The 17,208-nt window shown below is 50.6% G+C and carries 15 protein-coding genes and 1 pseudogene; 6 read left to right on the top strand and 10 right to left on the bottom strand.

Translation table 11 applies throughout. The features are described from left to right. Nucleotides 1-445 precede the first annotated feature (445 nt). The 5 genes from yegQ to mdtD form a co-directional block, all read right to left on the bottom strand. Entirely contained in the window at nt 446-1,840 is a 1,395-nt protein-coding gene (gene yegQ, locus AB3G37_RS05975; RefSeq protein WP_369790021.1) for a tRNA 5-hydroxyuridine modification protein YegQ, read from the bottom strand. Nucleotides 1,841-2,013: 173 nt separating this feature from the next. Further along, nucleotides 2,014-2,373 carry a YegP family protein gene (locus AB3G37_RS05980; RefSeq protein ID WP_369790022.1) on the bottom strand — a complete coding sequence of 120 codons (360 nt, stop codon included), beginning with the start codon at nt 2,371-2,373 and terminating at the stop codon, nt 2,014-2,016. A 118-nt stretch (nt 2,374-2,491) separates the two neighbouring features. Continuing rightward, complete coding sequence (gene baeR / locus AB3G37_RS05985; RefSeq protein ID WP_369790023.1) at nt 2,492-3,211, bottom strand: two-component system response regulator BaeR; 720 nt, start codon at nt 3,209-3,211, stop codon at nt 2,492-2,494. Next, nucleotides 3,211-4,602 carry a two-component system sensor histidine kinase BaeS gene (baeS, locus tag AB3G37_RS05990; RefSeq protein ID WP_369790024.1) on the bottom strand — a complete coding sequence of 464 codons (1,392 nt, stop codon included), beginning with the start codon at nt 4,600-4,602 and terminating at the stop codon, nt 3,211-3,213. The genes baeR and baeS overlap by 1 nt, the downstream gene beginning before the upstream one ends. After that, nucleotides 4,599-6,053: a multidrug transporter subunit MdtD gene (mdtD, locus tag AB3G37_RS05995; protein ID WP_009638430.1), complete on the bottom strand. Its 1,455-nt coding sequence runs from the start codon at nt 6,051-6,053 to the stop codon at nt 4,599-4,601. The genes baeS and mdtD overlap by 4 nt, the downstream gene beginning before the upstream one ends. Nucleotides 6,054-6,351: 298 nt before the next feature. Here mdtD and AB3G37_RS06000 point away from each other — a divergent pair, with 298 nt between their 5' ends. After that, nucleotides 6,352-7,308, top strand: coding sequence for an aldo/keto reductase (locus AB3G37_RS06000; RefSeq protein ID WP_369790903.1), 957 nt, complete (start codon nt 6,352-6,354; stop codon nt 7,306-7,308). Between the two features lie 163 nt (nt 7,309-7,471). Here the strand turns inward: AB3G37_RS06000 and yegD are convergent, their stop codons facing one another. Beyond that, nucleotides 7,472-8,824, bottom strand: a complete 1,353-nt coding sequence (gene yegD / locus AB3G37_RS06005) for a molecular chaperone (RefSeq protein WP_369790025.1) — start codon at nt 8,822-8,824, stop codon at nt 7,472-7,474. A gap of 205 nt (nt 8,825-9,029) precedes the next feature. Further along, nucleotides 9,030-9,266, bottom strand: a pseudogene (locus AB3G37_RS06010) (N-acetyltransferase); the annotation flags it as partial. Nucleotides 9,267-9,498: 232 nt separating this feature from the next. On the opposite strand from AB3G37_RS06010, the gene alkA reads away from it, so the two are divergent. From alkA to AB3G37_RS06035, 5 genes are all read left to right on the top strand, one after another. Further along, nucleotides 9,499-10,239: a DNA-3-methyladenine glycosylase 2 gene (alkA, locus tag AB3G37_RS06015; protein WP_369790904.1), complete on the top strand. Its 741-nt coding sequence runs from the start codon at nt 9,499-9,501 to the stop codon at nt 10,237-10,239. A 202-nt stretch (nt 10,240-10,441) separates the two neighbouring features. Then, a complete protein-coding gene (locus AB3G37_RS06020) occupies nt 10,442-10,906 on the top strand; it encodes a DUF2946 family protein (protein WP_369790026.1) in 465 nt (154 codons plus the stop codon). A 198-nt stretch (nt 10,907-11,104) separates the two neighbouring features. Beyond that, nucleotides 11,105-12,520 (top strand): cytochrome ubiquinol oxidase subunit I, encoded by a 1,416-nt coding sequence (locus AB3G37_RS06025; RefSeq protein WP_009638423.1) that lies wholly within the window; start codon nt 11,105-11,107, stop codon nt 12,518-12,520. A gap of 2 nt (nt 12,521-12,522) precedes the next feature. Next, nucleotides 12,523-13,530 (top strand): cytochrome d ubiquinol oxidase subunit II, encoded by a 1,008-nt coding sequence (gene cydB, locus AB3G37_RS06030; RefSeq protein ID WP_009638422.1) that lies wholly within the window; start codon nt 12,523-12,525, stop codon nt 13,528-13,530. A 72-nt stretch (nt 13,531-13,602) separates the two neighbouring features. Next, nucleotides 13,603-13,785: a DUF2474 domain-containing protein gene (locus tag AB3G37_RS06035; RefSeq protein WP_009638421.1), complete on the top strand. Its 183-nt coding sequence runs from the start codon at nt 13,603-13,605 to the stop codon at nt 13,783-13,785. 112 nt (nt 13,786-13,897) lie between these two features. Here AB3G37_RS06035 and mgtE read toward each other — a convergent pair whose 3' ends face one another. The 3 genes from mgtE to ppx all read right to left on the bottom strand — a co-directional run bounded on the left by mgtE (nt 13,898) and on the right by ppx (nt 17,196). After that, the gene (gene mgtE / locus AB3G37_RS06040; RefSeq protein WP_369790027.1) at nt 13,898-15,331 is read right to left on the bottom strand and encodes a magnesium transporter; all 1,434 of its coding nucleotides are present in this window, start codon (nt 15,329-15,331) and stop codon (nt 13,898-13,900) included. A gap of 62 nt (nt 15,332-15,393) precedes the next feature. Further along, entirely contained in the window at nt 15,394-15,585 is a 192-nt protein-coding gene (locus tag AB3G37_RS06045) for a YfgG family protein (protein ID WP_009638419.1), read from the bottom strand. 63 nt (nt 15,586-15,648) lie between these two features. Further along, nucleotides 15,649-17,196, bottom strand: a complete 1,548-nt coding sequence (gene ppx, locus AB3G37_RS06050) for an exopolyphosphatase (protein ID WP_369790028.1) — start codon at nt 17,194-17,196, stop codon at nt 15,649-15,651. Nucleotides 17,197-17,208: the final 12 nt, after the last annotated feature.

The following is a 17,208-nucleotide window of genomic DNA, read 5'->3' on the forward strand; positions in this document are numbered from 1 at the left end:
CGCGTAGGGCTTTAAAATAAATGATTATAGGGGCGAATAGCCATAAGAATTTTCAGGGAAAAATCAGGAGTAAAGCGGGTAGTGCTTAATTATTAGGCGAAAGTATCGTGGAGAGAATTATCCCTCTTATATTAAAGATAATTTATGATATTTCTAGTTGAGTATTATTTTTATTGCCGTGATAACAATTAAACGTGTAATTAATTAACACTCTAATCAATTAATAGAAGAATGAAGTGCGGGTGATTAAATAAAATAATGCCAGCTCAGGGTGTTTGAGCCGGCAAATAGTTGGTGACCAGTATTATACGGTTTTTTTCCATTCTAAATTTTGCTGCGGGAAGAATATTACCCAAAAATCTCCTTCCGAGATGTGATCGAATTCTAGTTTTAAGAAATCCAAAAGCAATAAACAGCGAAATAATCACGCTGTTTATTGCTTTTATTAAGGGTTTGGATTACGCGTATTACTATTATCTATCAGGTTTCTTAACAAAATTGCATAGGGCAGTGTAATTTCTTCAGGTAGCGGGATATAAACAATGTGCCCATTGCCAGGGGCAACGTTGATAGCCTCTCCTTTGCGATTTTGCATTTGGTCGATGAAAAGCTGAACATTGCCTTCAGGAGTCATGATTTCAATGCTGTCACCCACAGAGAAACGGTTTTTAACGTCAATCTCGGCCCAGCCAAGATTATTCCCGGTTCCGCGCTGGCCGGTAAACTCTCCGGCAAACTGCTGCCTGTCACTTACCGAAAAGCCATAGTCATAGTTTTGCTGTGCTTGATGAACATGGCGACGCAAAAAACCCTCGGTATAGCCGCGATGCGCCAAACCCTCAAGGGTAGTCATTAAACTGGTGTCGAAAGATTTACCCGCTACCGCGTCATCAATCGCCTGTCGATAAACCTGTGCCGTGCGCGCGCAGTAATAGAAAGACTTGGTGCGACCCTCGATTTTTAACGAATGAACGCCCATTCTGGTCAGGCTACCGACATGCTCAATCGCCCGCAGGTCTTTGGAATTCATAATATAAGTGCCGTGCTCATCCTCGAACGCGCTCATGTATTCTCCCGGTCGCAGGGCTTCCTCGAGCATTAATAACCGAGGGGTGGGTTGCCCCTGTCCCAGCGTTGGTTTTACCGGGTCTATTTCCTGCATCGCAATGGGCTCATGCTTGTGCACGATATTTCCCAGCTCGTTTTCGACGCCTTCCTGTACTTTATATTCCCAGCGACAGGCATTGGTACAGGTTCCCTGATTAGGGTCACGTTTGTTGATGTAGCCCGATAATAGGCAGCGGCCGGAGTAGGCCATGCACAGCGCCCCGTGTACAAACACTTCCAGCTCCATTTCCGGCACCTGTTGGCGGATTTCGGCAATCTCTTCCAGAGACAGCTCGCGGGAAAGGATAACCCGGCTCAGCCCCATTTGTTGCCAAAACTTGACTGTTGCCCAGTTGACGGCATTAGCCTGCACTGAAAGATGGATATCAATGTGTGGAAAAGCCTCGCGAACCATCATGATAAGGCCGGGATCGGACATGATCAGCGCATCCGGCGACATTTCGACGATCGGCTGCAGATCGCGCAGGAAGGTTTTCAGCTTGGCGTTGTGCGGCGCAATGTTGACCACCACGTAGAATTTTTTGCCGAGTGCGTGGGCCTCATTGATACCAAGTGCCAGGTTTTGATGGTTAAACTCGTTATTGCGCACCCGCAGACTGTAGCGCGGTTGACCGGCGTAAACTGCATCTGCGCCATAGGCAAAGGCGTAGCGCATATTTTTGAGCGTGCCGGCGGGGGACAATAATTCGGGTTTACACTGTGATGTAGACATAGCAACTCTCTGAACTCTGCATACCGAAATGAAAGAGCGGAATTGTAGCGAGCCGGAGAGTTAGATGACGGGCTAATTGCCGTAGGCATGATGTAGATCAATTATTAACAATATTGGCGCTGCTCAAGACAAACAGCGCCAAATTTCTGATTGCTTCAAAAAAATCAATTATTTCAAATTCGTGTCAGAGAGTCTGCGTGAGTCAGGTCGCGAATGTCCGTACTCGGTCCATTTTTGACAACTGACAGCATACCTTTCTGAAGACCGCTTGTGGCCGTGTACATTTCGCTAACGCCGATGACTTGATGATTTTTCGCCCGCAGCACAAAGTACTGTTGTCCATCTTTTCCGGGCTTGATTTCATATTGTCCTTCGTCGGTAGCGTTAATTTGTACCGAAGTAATCCCGTTCTCAGCCGACGCCTTACTGGCGTACATTTCACTGCTAAGAATAATCTCTCCGTTCCCGGCCTTCAGGTTAAAGTGAAATTGTCCGTTTTTCGCTTTTTTAAGATCATAGTGACCCGTAGCCATAAAGGTTCCTCCAGTAATTAATAATCCATCACTAAGTATAGACGGCGCTGGATTTTCATCCTGAGCTAAAGACAATTATCAGGCATTTTCAGAAGATTTTGTGACAGTACCGACAGACTTATGTTAACCGACAAGGATCGGCTTCCCAGCGATAACCCACGCCGTAGACCGCGCGAATAAACGCTTTATCACCGTCAATGGATTCCAGCTTGCGACGCAGGTTCTTGATATGACTGTCGATAGTTCTGTCAGTCACCACGCGGTAGTCGTCGTAAAGATTGTTTAGCAGCGCTTCTCGGGTGAAAACGTAGCCCGGTTTGATCGACAACGTTTTGAGCAGGCGAAATTCTGCGGGAGTGAGATCCAGCTCTACGCCCTGATAATGTGCCTGAAAACAGCCTTCGTCGATGTGTAAACCTACACCATCTGCCATCGGTTCGTTGGGACGATAGCAGCGACGCAAAATAGTTTTGACGCGCGCGACGACTTCGCGAGGGCTGTACGGTTTGCAAATATAGTCATCGGCACCGATTTCCAGCCCCAGCAGTCGGTCAATCTCTTCCGTTTTGGCGGTGACCATCATGATTGGAATATCAGAGAACTGGCGAATATCACGGCAAATAGTCAGACCGCTGCTGCCGGGCAGCATCAAATCAAGCAAGATCATGGTCGGCGGGTTGGACTGCACCAGCGGGATAACATCGTTGCCGTTGGTCAGCCACTCGGTGGCATAGCCTGCTGCCTGTAAATAATCGACCAACAGTTGGCCCAGTTTAGGCTCATCTTCAACAATCAGAATTTTTAGCGGTTGGTGATCCGCATTAACGTATTCATTCATCACAATCTTTGTCCGATAGGAAGTGAAAGCGGCAGCAGCAGGGTAATTCTCACTCCGCCGGATGGGGAATGTTCGGCGCTAAGCTTACCGCCGTGAGCCTCTACAATATTCTGACAGATAGCTAATCCCAGCCCGGAACCCCCGCTGGCGCGGTTGCGCGAGCCTTCTGTGCGGTAAAAACGCTCGAAAATCTTCTGCAACTGCTCATCATTTAGCCCGGGGGCAGTATCCTGAAAATAAACTTGCAGGAATTTGTCACGACGAGTGGCAATAATCTCTAGTCCTCCGCCTGAATCAGTATAGCGCAGGCTGTTTTCGAGCAGATTATTAAACAGCTGTGATAAACGATGAGGATCGCCAAAAATGGGTGCCTTTTCTGAAAGATCGCTGGTTATGCTCAGCTGTTTGGCGTGGAAACGTTCGCGGAATGCGGCTTCTGCCAATTGAATCAGGTGTACCACGTCGGTTTCTTCTTTGCGATAGGCCAGCGCTCCGGCATCTGACAGCGACAGTTGGTAGAGGTCATCAACCAGCTTGGTCAGAATCGATACTTCCGACTGCAACGACGCCAGTGAATCCAGCGACATTTTTCTCACCCCATCCTGCATGGCTTCCAACTCGCCGCGCAGCACGGCTAACGGAGTGCGCAGTTCGTGAGAAATATCGGCCATAAACGCCCGACGCATCTGCTCGTTTTTCTCAAGCGTTATCGCCAGTTGATTGAAGTCCTGCGCCAGCTTACCAAGCTCGTCCTGAGTCCCGACCTTGACCCGGCTGCTGAAATCGCCTGCCGCCAGCTGATGAGTTCCCTTAACTAATCGTTTGACCGGAGCCAGCATGCCGCGCGAGAGAAGCCAGGTCACGGCCGCCGCCAACAGGGTGGTGAAGCCCATGATTATCCAGCTGGTGCGACGCTGCTGTTGGTCGAAATTGATGTCGGCGTTGCGCGTCAGGCGTTCGGCCGGAGTAGAAACCACAGTGCCGATAAACGTGCCTTTAACCATCATTTTCCTGCCGGAACCAATCAAGTCGGCGGGAATGTCTGATTCTGAACCGGCGATGCGGCGATCGCTGCTATCGAGTATCCAGAATTTGGTGCGCCAGCCGAGTGGTGGTAAAAGCTGACTGTTTTCATCGTTTTGGTCAAAGGTGCGCATCATCTGGTAGACGGCTCTATCGTTATTTTTAACGAAATCCCAGTTGCCGTGCTGCTCGTACTGCTGCTCCAGATAGTCGGCGATCATCTCCACTCGCTGTTCATTGCCGTGGCGAATATAGTCGATGAAGCCGTGTTCGAAGCTTAGCCTGACGCCCCAGTTCATGGTGACCATCACCAGACTGCAGGTCAGGAAGATGGCGAGAAACAGTTTGGCGGTGATGCCTGGTCTCATGATTTTCTCATAGGGTCTGAGGAGGCGGACGCATTATGACGGCGGTCGGCCAGGGCGTTAGTCTGTGATTCATCCGGTACGCGCAGGAAAATCCAGGCAGGGAACGCGATAATCAGCGTCATGCAGATATAACAGTAAATAAAGGCGCTTTGCATCGCGGCGCTGCCGGGGTTGATTTGCTGATGGGCAAACAGGCCAATCAGGATTCCCGCCACGCTAACCCCAAGGCTCATCGACAGCTGCATAATCATTGACAGCAGGCTGTTGCCGCTGCTGGCAAGACGCGGCGGCAAGTCTTTCAGCGTCAGGGTATTCATCGACGAGAAGCGCAGCGAGTTGACCATGCCCTGGAAGAACAGCACCACCGGAATCATCCAGTAAGCGCCGTAAATAGCCACCAGCGGCATACACAGCGTGATCACTGACAGCAGCAGCGTGGCGCTGACCAGCGCTTTGCGATACCCCAGCCTGTTGACCAGCCGGACGACGATACGCTTCATACCCATGCTGCCCAATACCATCGGGATCATCATCAAACCGGCATGGAAAGGGGTAAATCCCATACCCAGCTGCAGGAAAACCGGAGTCATAAACGGCAGCATCCCGCTACCGATACGGCCAAGGAAACTTCCGGTCAGACCAATAGAAAAGGTGCGAGTGTGAAAAAGGCGCAGAGAAAACAGCGCCGAGAGATTGCCGCGCGCGTGCAGCCAGTAACTGCCCAGCGCGGCAATGCCAATAATTACCAGCAGTGCCAGAGCCAGCGGTGACAGGTTGAGTCCCTTGTTACCCTCCAATGCCAGAGTCAGCGTCGCCATGCAAACCGCCAGCATGAAGAAGCCGCTGATATCAAAGCGCCGGGTCTGCATTTTATAGTTGGGCATCAGGGTTAGGGTGGCGATAGCTCCGGCCAGGCCAACCGGTAGATTAATCAGGAAAATCCAGTGCCAGCTGGCGTACTGGACCAGAAAACCGCCCAGCGCCGGACCCATTAACGGGCCAATCTGCCCCGGCAGAGTCACAAAAGTCATCGCCGCCATATATTCACTGCGCGGCACAATTTTTAACACCGTCAGCCGCCCGACCGGCACCATCATCGCGCCGCCAATACCTTGCAGCACCCGCGACATCACCAGCTGTTGCAGCGTGGACGACTGCGCGCAAAACAGAGAACCCAGCGTAAACAGGATAATTGCCGAGAAGAACACCCATTTTACGCCGACCTTGTCCGCCAACCAGCCGCTGGCGGGCAGCATTACGGCGACAGTGAGCACATAAGCCACCACTACGCTGTGCATCTGCAGAGGGTTTACGCCAAGACTGGTGGCCATCGAGGGTAAGGCTGTGTTGACGATAGTGGTATCAAGAGATTGCATAAAGAAGCCGAAGGCAACGATCCATAGTTGCCAGCGCACTGAAATGGGTAGGGTAGTTCCGGAAGCTTCAGTCATCGCTATGTTGTGCCTGATAGAGTTTTTTTCACTGCGTCAATTCTGACTTTACTATACAGCAAGCTGATTGTTATCGTTTTTTAGATTGCGAGCAGAAATCAGATTGGCATCGGCATTCAGTTTAACGAAGTTGACCGGTGAAAGAATGGAGGAATTAAGGAGTCCTTTTCATTCTGTGACAATTTAACGCGGTGATGATGACTGAGTATTATTGGCGTGAAGTGCTAAGGTTAGTAATGCGATTCGCAAGCTAATTAACTTCTTCATTCAAGCAAGTCATCAGAAAAAGGAGAGCATGATGAGTAAAAGAGAATTGGGTCGTTCCGGTATTCAGGTTCCACTGCTGACCTTCGGCGGCAATGTGTTTGGCTGGACCATCGACCAATCAACCTCTTTTAGCGTTCTCGATGCGCTATTGGAACACCAGCTTAATTTCATTGATACCGCCGATGTTTATTCGCGTTGGGCAGAAGGAAATCAGGGCGGAGAGTCGGAAACCATTATCGGTAACTGGCTGAAGAAAAGCGGCAAACGCGACAAAATTGTTCTGGCGACCAAGGTCGGCATGGAAATGGGGGACGGGCAAAAAGGCCTCTCGCCAAGCTATATCCGCCAGTCGGTGGAAAACTCGCTCAAGCGTTTGCAAACTGATTATATCGACCTGTATCAGGCGCACAAAGACGATGAGGACACCCCATTATCCGATACCCTGGAAACTTTCAATGCGCTGATTAAAGAAGGTAAAGTGCGCGCTATTGGCGGTTCCAACTATAGCGCAACACGCTTTGCAGAAGCGCTGAAGGTGTCTAAAGAGCAAGGTTTTGCACGCTACGAGACGCTACAGCCGGAATACAATCTCTACGATCGTAAAGACTATGAGTCTGGTCTGGAGAAAGTCGCGAGCGAAAACAGCGTTGGCGTGATCAACTATTACTCGTTGGCGAGTGGTTTCCTGTCAGGTAAATACCGCAGTAAAGAAGATGCCAGCAAGAGTAAGCGCGGTCAGGGCGTGGTCGATAAGTACCTAAACGATCGCGGGCACAAGATTATTCAGGCTCTGGATGCTGTCGCCGAGAAACATCGCGCTTCTCCGACTCAGGTATCCCTCGCCTGGCTGATCGCTCGTCCGAGCGTTACCGCGCCTATCGTCAGCGCAACTTCATTAAAGCAGATTGACGAACTGGCATTGGCCACCAAGCTGAAGCTGGATCACGGTGATATTGAAGCTCTGGATAAAGCCAGCGCCTGGAAGTAACTTTTAATTTATAGGTTTAACCCTTTAAAACCATTCCGATATAATCCCTGAGCGATATAAACCCATAGCAACGGGCACAAAAAAAGCGCCGACGTGAGTCAGGCGCTTTTTTTAGCTCATCAGCCGTTAGCTGCAAAGCGCAGAGGTTTTGCAGCCTATGGCATTAACGGAACAGCGTTTGTGCCCAACGCGCCAGACCGGCGGTGACCGAGCCGAAATCATTGCCACCGACCAGCGGGATGCCTGGCAACTGTGCCTGCAACGCACTGCGCAGCAGAGGCGATCGCGCACTTCCGCCGGTAAGATAGATAACGTCCGGAGTAATTTCGCTGCTGGCAAGCGCGAGGCTGACCTGTTCCTGGATCCGTTCCAGCGGCTGGGCAATCGCTTCGCTAAGCTGCTGCTGGCTGATTTCTTCTGCTAATCCGGCTTCAATAAACTCCAACCCTGCGGTCACGCTTGGTCGTTCAGACAGCGCTATTTTGCTCTCTTCCGCCGCGCGCACCAGACGATAGCTCAGTCGCTGCTGGTGGATCTTCAACAGGCGCTTAACCTGACTCGGGTCTGAGGAATCACGGATCATATCCCGCAACAAGCGGCCGTTGGCGACGCTGTAAAAATCAACCTGAGCAGGAACGTCATTGGTCGCCACTGCATTCCAATACGGCAGTGAAGGCATGGCGATGCCTTTTTGCGTCTCGCTGCCCATGCCAAACTTTGGCGTCAGCTGCTTGAACGCCGTCATGATGTCGAGGTCGTTTCCGCCAACGCGGCAGCCACTGTGCCCCAGCAGGCTGTTCTGACGCTCGGCCTTGTCGCGCCAGCTCGGACCCATCAGCAGTACCGAGCAGTCAGTAGTACCGCCGCCGATATCCACCACCAACACGGTTTTGTCTTCCGTCAGCGTGGCCTCGAAGTCCAGGCCTGCCGCTACCGGTTCAAACTGGAAAGCGATATCGCGGAAGCCTGCGCGCGCGGCTGCACGTTCCAGAATACCCTGTGCCTGACGGTTTGCCTCTTCGCCACCCATGCCCTGGAAGTTGATTGGACGACCGATCACGGTTTGTTCGATAGTCTGCTGCAATACCGATTCGGCCTGGCGTTTGATGTGGAACATCATGGCGCAAACCAAGTCTTCAAACAGCGCAATTTGTTGGGGCTTCAGACCGTTGGCGCCCAGGAAGGATTTCGGTGAGCGCACGAAATACACGTCTTCCGGATCTTCCATATAAGTAGAAAGCGCCTGCAAGCCAAAAAGCACGCTGTTGCTGTTAACCGGAATATCTTCTTCGCGGTTGAAGTTAACACTGCGGCGCAACAGCTGTTGGTTCTCTTCGCTGCCGGTGGGTACTTGCCAGTGACGATTCAGGCATTCACTCACTGCTTCACGCGTTGGCGCACAAAGCATGGAGGGTAGATAAGCGTCACCATTTTCCAGCGCTAAAAGTTCTGCGTTGTTATCACGCATGACGGCGACGGAGCAGTTTGCCGTGCCGTAGTCAAATCCAATAAACATCACGGTTCCCCATGCCAAAGAAGGGGGGCGACTTTACCGGAGTCGCCGCCAGCAGGCAAGAAGGAAGTACGGCGCATCTTTCAGCGACTGTCAGGCGTTGCAGCCGTAATAAGCAATTTTACTATTTTGTTAATTATTATCGATAATAATACGTAGGCAGTTTTAATAAACAACTCATTATATTTAACTTAATAAAACAAGTTGATTACAATTCACGAATAAGCCGTGCCGGATTGCCAACATATATTCCTTTAATAGTCATTGGCTTTGTTACCACGCTGCCGGCACCAATTACTGATCCGCTACAAATAAACTCGCAAAGAATCGTGCTGCCGCTGCCAATGGTGACATTATCGCCTAACACTATATTTAGCCAATTTGATGAATCTGGATCGGGTGAGCCATTTTTAAACAAATCATTAGCAAAAGTCACATTCTGGCCCGAACTCACATCTCTTATGCTACATTCAATAATCTTCATTATTTATCCTCTGTTAGTTCCGCAACAGGTTTTCCAGCCTCCACTCAGCAAGGATTCAGCCGGTGCAAAAGACCAAATATCTTCTTCCTTATACACCTCCTTATGACTGGGCGTGGATGAGCCGTTTCCTTAGTGCGAGGCGCTCGCAGGAATCGAATCTTTTGAGCAGGATGTTTATCGCCGAACGATAGAGATAACAGAGCAGGGCGTGACGGCCAGTGGCTGGCTGAGCTGGCGGCCGCTGGAGCATGAGGGCACGGTGGAGCTGGAAGTTTCTGATTCATTGGAGCCGCATATCCAAAGCGTTGTCCGGCGAGTCAGGCATCTGCTGGATTTAGATGCCAATCCGCAGCTGATAGCCGAGGCGTTGGGGCTGTTTGGCGACGATGTTGCAGGCATGCGCATGCCAGGCTGTATCGATAACTTTGAGCTGACGGTGCGCGCAATTCTCGGCCAGCTGGTGAGCGTTAAAATGGCGGCAACTTTCTGCGCCCGCCTGGCAGAACTCTGCGGAGAACCGGTTGTTACGCCGTTTACAGGACTGACGCGATTATTTCCCACCGCACAGCGCGTTGCCAGCCTCAGCGTAGAGCAGCTGCGCGCCATCGGTGTTCAGGCCAAGCGCGCGGCCTGCCTGATTGGAGTGGCTCAGGCAGTACAAAACGGCGAGTTACCGCTTTATGATATCGAGGACAGCCGTGAAGGTATAAAACGGCTGGTAGCGATGCCGGGCATTGGCGCATGGACCGCCAACTACGTCGCGATGCGTGCATGGGGTGAAAGAGATATATTTTTACATAGCGATTATTTAATTAAGCAAAGATTTCCAAATATGACGCCAACAACCATAAGTCGCTATGCGGAAATTTGGAAACCCTGGAGAAGTTATGCGACGTTGCTTATTTGGAATAACCCTAATTGGAAACCACAATAATCAATTGTTAAATTTGTTGATAATAAATGTTATCCCATAGTATCCGTAAGGATACAGATATTAAATAAATGAAATCCTATTTACATCAACGGGATTTGAAATCAAAAAACCGCACAAAGTGGCCGAAAGTTTTTTAACATTTTAAAAAAATACACGTACAATTCATGCGAACCGAAATTGTCTCTACTGCATTAGGCTGAACGTGTCTTTAATCCTGATCAATTCTTCTCGAAGTTTCTCACCCGCGTGGTGGGGTATCTTCGCGATACTCATTGTATTGTTTGCTCCGGCGATCTCGAGATCTCTGGAACACTTTACCTTGGGCGCTGCGAAAACGTCGGCAACGACGGATTCAATGGCGAGCTTTGTCTCAGGAGCAGACCGCGTAATTGCCACGGGCATGAAAGACCATCAGTCATCAATCTCAGAACAACTTGGCCGCATGCAAATGCAGCTGAACGCGTCGGCGAATGATGTCTCGATGCATGAAGATTTATCCTACTCATATTGTGCATTAATTGACCAAATGGCTATAATCAGTTTGGGAAATGTAATGCTTCAGTTGTCGGGTAACCTCAGAGCTTTTATACCCAGAGAACATTTCGATTCTCCACTGTTTAGCTTCTTTAAACAGGCGGAGTTTCAACCCCGCGCACCACCGTTTTAACCGAACACCGCGTTTATACATACAGACATCGTGAAGTACCTGTGGATCTCCACAACGGTTTTCCACTATATAGACAATTTATTTTTTATTTTAGTCATTGGGTTATGAGGTGCTTTTTGCACCGGGGCTCTTACGACTTTTTTTGAACAAACTGACTGTCTGTCTTATGAAACTTTCTATGCAATCTGAGGTAATGCCATGTTTGGCTTAACTGCACTGGATCTTGCAAGGGCCCAGTTCGCCTTTACTGTGTCTTTTCACATAATTTTCCCAGCGATCACCATAGGTTTGGCGAGTTTTCTGGCTGTGCTCGAAGGGCTCTGGCTGAAAACAAAACAAGATTCCTACCGTGATTTATACCATTTCTGGTCCAAAATCTTCGCCGTAAACTTTGGTATGGGCGTTGTTTCTGGTCTGGTTATGGCCTATCAATTTGGTACTAACTGGAGCGGATTCTCTGATTTCGCCGGTAACATCACAGGTCCCCTGTTGACCTATGAAGTACTGACCGCATTCTTCCTGGAAGCTGGCTTCCTGGGCGTTATGCTGTTCGGCTGGAACCGCGTTGGACCAGGTCTGCACTTCTTCTCTACCTGCATGGTAGCGTTGGGTACAATCTTCTCCACCTTCTGGATCCTGGCGTCAAACAGCTTCATGCACACGCCACAGGGCTACAGCATCGTTAACGGTCTGATTGTTCCTGTTGATTGGCTGAAAGTTATTTTCAACCCATCGTTCCCGTACCGCTTGTTCCACATGAGTATTGCGGCGTTCCTGGCTTCTGCCTTCTTTGTCGCCTCTGCTGCTGCTTACCACCTGCTGCGCGGAAACGACACGCCTGCAACACGCAAAATGTTCTCCATGGCAATGTGGATGGCGCTGATCGTTTCTCCTATCCAGGCAGGTGTGGGTGATGCTCACGGTCTGAATACCCTGAAATACGAGCCGGCTAAAATCGCAGCGATTGAAGGCCACTGGGAAAATACAGACAACAAACCTTCTCCGCTGGTATTGGTTGGTTGGCCTGACATGAAGGCTGAAGAGACTAAGTACAAGATTGAAATTCCCGATCTGGGAAGCATCATCTTGACGCACAGCCTGACCCATCAGATCCCGCCACTTAAGTCTTTCGCACCTGAAGATCGTCCTAACTCGACCATCATCTTCTGGACATTCCGCGTCATGGCGGGTCTGGGCATGCTGATGATTCTGTCTGGCTTTGTTGGTCTTTACATGCGTAAACGCGGCAAGCTGTACACCAACAAAACATTCCTGCGCTTCATGCTGCTAATGGGACCTTCTGGTCTGATTGCTCTGCTGGCTGGTTGGATTACGACTGAAGTTGGTCGTCAGCCTTGGGTTGTTTATGGCCTGCAACGCACCAAAGACGCGGTTTCAGCGCACGGTGTTGTTCACATGAGTATCACCCTGATCGCTTTCGTTGTGATCTATTGTTCAGTATTCGGCGTCGGCTACGGCTACATGATGCGTCTGATCAAGAAAGGTCCTGAAGCTCACGAGGGTGAACATCATGAAGACGGTGGTCCGGGTAAACATCGTACCCCTGCTCGTCCTCTGTCTGCAGTAAATGAAAAACTAGATTCCAGGAGCTAATGATGGGTATCGATTTGCCGTTGATCTGGTTCGTTATTATCATTTTCGGCATCATGATGTATGTCGTAATGGATGGTTTCGATCTGGGTATTGGTCTGCTGTTTCCTTTTGTTAAAAAGGAACAGGACCGTGATGTGATGATGAACACCGTTGCCCCTGTCTGGGATGGTAACGAAACCTGGCTGGTTCTGGGTGGTGCGGGCCTGTATGGCGCATTCCCACTGGCTTACTCAGTGATTCTTGATGCGCTGGCAATGCCGCTGACTATCATGCTGTTTGGCCTGATTTTCCGTGGTGTCGCCTTTGAGTTCCGCTTCAAGGCGAGCGAAGAGAAGCGTCATATCTGGGACAAATCCTTTATCTGGGGTTCTGTTGTAGCGACCTTCTGCCAGGGTGTCGTTCTGGGTGCTTTCATCGACGGTATGCCGGTTGTTAACCGCGTCTATGCCGGTGGCGCAATGGACTGGCTGACGCCGTTCACTGTGTTCTGTGGCCTGGGTCTGATCGTTGCCTATGCTCTGCTGGGTGCAACCTGGTTGACCATGAAAACCGAAGGCAACCTGCAAACTCGCATGCATGACCTGACTAAGCCACTGCTGTATGTGCTGTTGGCTGTGTTGGCTGTGGTGAGTATCTGGACTCCACTGACTCACGCAGACATCGCGCATCGCTGGTTCAGCACGCCTAACCTGTTCTGGTTCCTGCCAGTGCCGGTATTGGTATTGCTGGTGTCATTCTGGTTGATTAAAGCGGTAAACCGCAACGCTCATTACGCTCCTTTCGTGCTGACTCTGGCACTGGTGTTCCTGGGTTATAGCGGTTTGGGTATCAGCGTGTGGCCGAACATCATTCCACCGTCCATTACCTACTGGCAGGCAGCATCACCGCCAGCGAGCCAAGGGTTTATCCTGGTTGGGGCACTGTTCATCATCCCAATCATCCTGGTTTACACCTTCTGGAGCTACTATGTGTTCCGTGGGAAAGTAACGCCGGATCAGGGTTACCACTGATAACGTGTTAAAATAATCGCCAAGGGGCAGGGTTACAGACTTGCCCCTTTCTTCAAAAGATTGGAGGACTGAATGAAAAGTCTTATTAATATTCAACAGATGGATGACAACACCGTACCGGCCAAAAGTGTCCCCTTCTGGAAAAAGGTTTCATGGTTAGTTTTGATCTACGGTGGCAGCGTTTTTGCCCTGTTCGTCGTAGCCTGTGCCTTCCATATTTTGATGTTTGCAGCGGGTATGAGAACACACAGCTAACTTGCAATATGAGTGAGAAGTTGGGTGAGAAGTGATAATTGAGAAGTAGCTGCAAGTATGTTGGGATACACCACATCGCTCCCTGATGTCAGGGAGCGGCTTGCAGAAAAAGTTACAGCAGGAAGAGGGTTGCCAGGCCGAGGAAGATAAAGAATCCTCCAGTGTCGGTCAGTGCGGTAATCATCACGCTTGCTCCCAACGCCGGGTCTCGTCCTAAACGCACCATTGTTAATGGAATGAGTACGCCCATCAGCGCGGCGACCAGCAAATTCAACACCATTGCCAGCGTCATCACCGCGCCCATTGCCAAATTACCGTACAGCAGCCAGGTCACCACCCCCATTAATCCGCCCCAAATCAGGCCATTGATCAGCGCAACGCCCAACTCCCTGAGCAGCAGGAACGGCATATTGCTTAACTGCACCTGATGCAGCGCCAGACCGCGCACAATCATGGTGATGGTCTGATTACCGGTATTTCCACCAATACCGGCGACAATCGGCATTAATGCGGCCAGCGCAACCAGTACGGAAATTGTATGCTCGAACAGCCCAATCACCCGCGACGCCACGAAGGCAGTGCAAAGATTGATGGCAAGCCAGGCCCAGCGATTTTTCACCGCTTTGCCGACCGGCGAGAACACATCTTCTTCCGGGCTTAAACCGCCCATGCGGCGAATGTTGGTGTCGGAATCTTCATTCACGAAATCGACGATTGACTCTACAGTCAGGCGGCCCATGAGTTTGCCTTTCAGATCTACTACCGGCGCAGTTATCAGATCATACCGTTCAAAAGCGCCGGCGGCGTCATCGGCCTTGTCGTTAGGACTGAAGCTGGTCGGATCATCATTCATGACCTCGGCGACACGATGCAGCGGCGCGTTGAGCAACACTATCGTCAATGGCAGCTCGCCGAGCAACAGGTTATTGCGGTCGGTGACAAACAGCTTGTCGCTACCTTTAGGAATAATTTTCCTAAAACGCAGGTAACGCTGAACGGTGGCCAGTGTGACATCTGCTCTGATGGTCAGTAGCTCAAAATCCATAATTCTGCCGACCGAGGTTTTGCCAAACTTCATCACCTCACGGACTTTTTCTCGCTGACGCGGTTCCAGCGCCGTCAGCACGCGCCCGGTCAGGTCACGCGGCAAATGCTCGGCAAGATAAACCTGGTCATCGAGGTCTAGCAGCGAAATGGCACGCAGCAGGTCTTTATCGCTCATTTCCTCAATCAGGCTGTCCCAGACCGTCTCGGAAACTTCTACCAGAGCTTTACCGCGCGCGCTGATATCAACCAGGCTCCATAACGCAAGGCGCTGGTGTTCAGGCAAGGCTTCAAGGATATCGGCAAGGTCGGCGGCGTGGAGCGGGGCGATGCTGGCGCGGAGGTCAGCGGTTTGGTCCATTAATTCAGAATTGAGGCTTTCGGGTGTCTTTTCGCCGAGAATGCTGTCGGCCAGATCGTCATTGTTTAACAGTAAATCAAGAATATGGTGGCGCACTTGCGCCAATTTTTGAGAGTGGTTTTGTTGTTTTACTGCTGACATTCAGAGTCCTTCTGCTAACGGGAAACTTAAATGGCGCATTAAAAATAACGGCGTTCTGACGGTCAGGGCATTTTATCAGGCTGGTTTTGCGCTACCGTAGGGGCAACGCTTTGCTCAGTCTGTGCTGGTACCTGTTTCTGGTTTTGATGATGAGAATACGATCCTATCCCGGCGTAAATCAGACGGCCAATCAAGATAATAAAGCTTATCGCCAGAACGATTTTTGTCATGCTTATGTTATTTTTTTTACGCATAATGGCATCTTAAGAGTAACAGCATCCCTGCTTTTAATAGCTCTGATTTGCACAAAAAGACGATTATTCCTGTTCTTCTTCCTCACCGTCTTCTTCTTCCAGCATTAACTTCCAACCGGTAACATCGTTCCAATATTCCTGTTCACGTTCAAAATCGAGCTGTACCAAGTTGTTCTGCGCCATAAAACCGGCCGGGAAACGCAGAGTCCAATGGTTATCATCGGTGGTCAGGCGCAGTGATTCCGGCTGGGTAGTCGATTGGCGCTGGTTATTGAGCAACGCGCCTAAACGCAGCAGCTGAATAAGCGGCAGATAATGCTTCTTCTTGAACAAGTTCAGGCGCGGCAAATCGTCGAGACGAATCGCTTTGCGCTGAAAACGCACCAAGGTCGACAGCAGCGTTTGCTGTTCCTGAGTGAATCCCGGCAAGTTTGAATTTTGCAAAATATAAGCGGAATGACGATGCATGCCGCTGTGGTTAATGCTCAGCCCCACTTCGTGCAGCATTGAGGCCCATTTCAGCAGCGACTCAAGCTGCGGCTGTGCTAAAGATGAGTTTTGTGCCAACCACTGGGTGTAAAGCATTTCGGTCGTCTCTAAAACACGACGCGCCTGCTCACGGTCAATATTATAGTGGTCGGCTAGGCTCTTTGCCGTACGACTGCGGATATCCTGATGACGGAAACGGCCTTCCATTTCATACAGCACGCCTTCACGCAGCGCACCGTCAGACAGGCGAAGTTCTTTAATCGCCAGTGCGTCGAAAACGCCGCACAGGATTGCCAGACCCGGAACGAATACTGACTGTCTGTCTTCTGATAGGCCCGGCAGGCTTAGCGAGTTAAAGTTTTTATATTTCAAAACTTCAGTCGCCAGCATTTCCAAACGTTCGGCAGTGATTAGACCGTCTTTTTCACCCATTTCGACCAGCACTTCATGAGTAGCCTTGATAGTGCCTGATGCACCCAAAGCGTACTGCCAACCCTGCAAACGATACTGCCAGGCCAGCGTTTCCAACTTTTGCGCCGCGGCCAGACGAGCCCGTTTGAAGTTGCTGCGATTGATATCACCGCCGCGGAAAAACAGCTGGGCAAAGCTGACGCAGCCCATACGGCGGCTTTCTGCCAGCAGGGGTTCAAAATCTTCGCCAATGACCAACTCGGTTGAGCCGCCACCGATGTCGATCACCAGTTTGCGACCTTTTTCGGGCTGGGTGTGTTCTACCCCCATAAAGATCAAACGAGCCTCTTCCTGCCCGGAAATAATTTCAATCGGGTAGGGGATAAGCTCGGCCGCGCGTTGCAGGAACTCTTCGGCGTTAACCGCCTGACGCAGCGAGTGGGTGCCCACAATAGTCACGTTATCGGCAGGGAAACCCTGCAGGCGCTCGGCGAAAAGGGCGAGGCAGTCAAGGCCGCGCTGCATCGCTTCTTCGCTGAGATTATTGTAGTGATCCAGGCCATCGGCAAGGTGGACACGTTGCTTAAGTCGGCCCAGCACCTGGAGAGCGCCATTTACGACGCGGGCAATCACCATATGAAAGCTGTTCGATCCGAGGTCGATCGCGGCAATTTCCTGTGGTTTGGCAGTCATCGGGCTATTTAACGGCATGAGTGTGTTGCT

Source organism: Rouxiella sp. WC2420, from assembly GCF_041200025.1.
In the GTDB taxonomy this organism is placed as follows: domain Bacteria; phylum Pseudomonadota; class Gammaproteobacteria; order Enterobacterales; family Enterobacteriaceae; genus Rouxiella.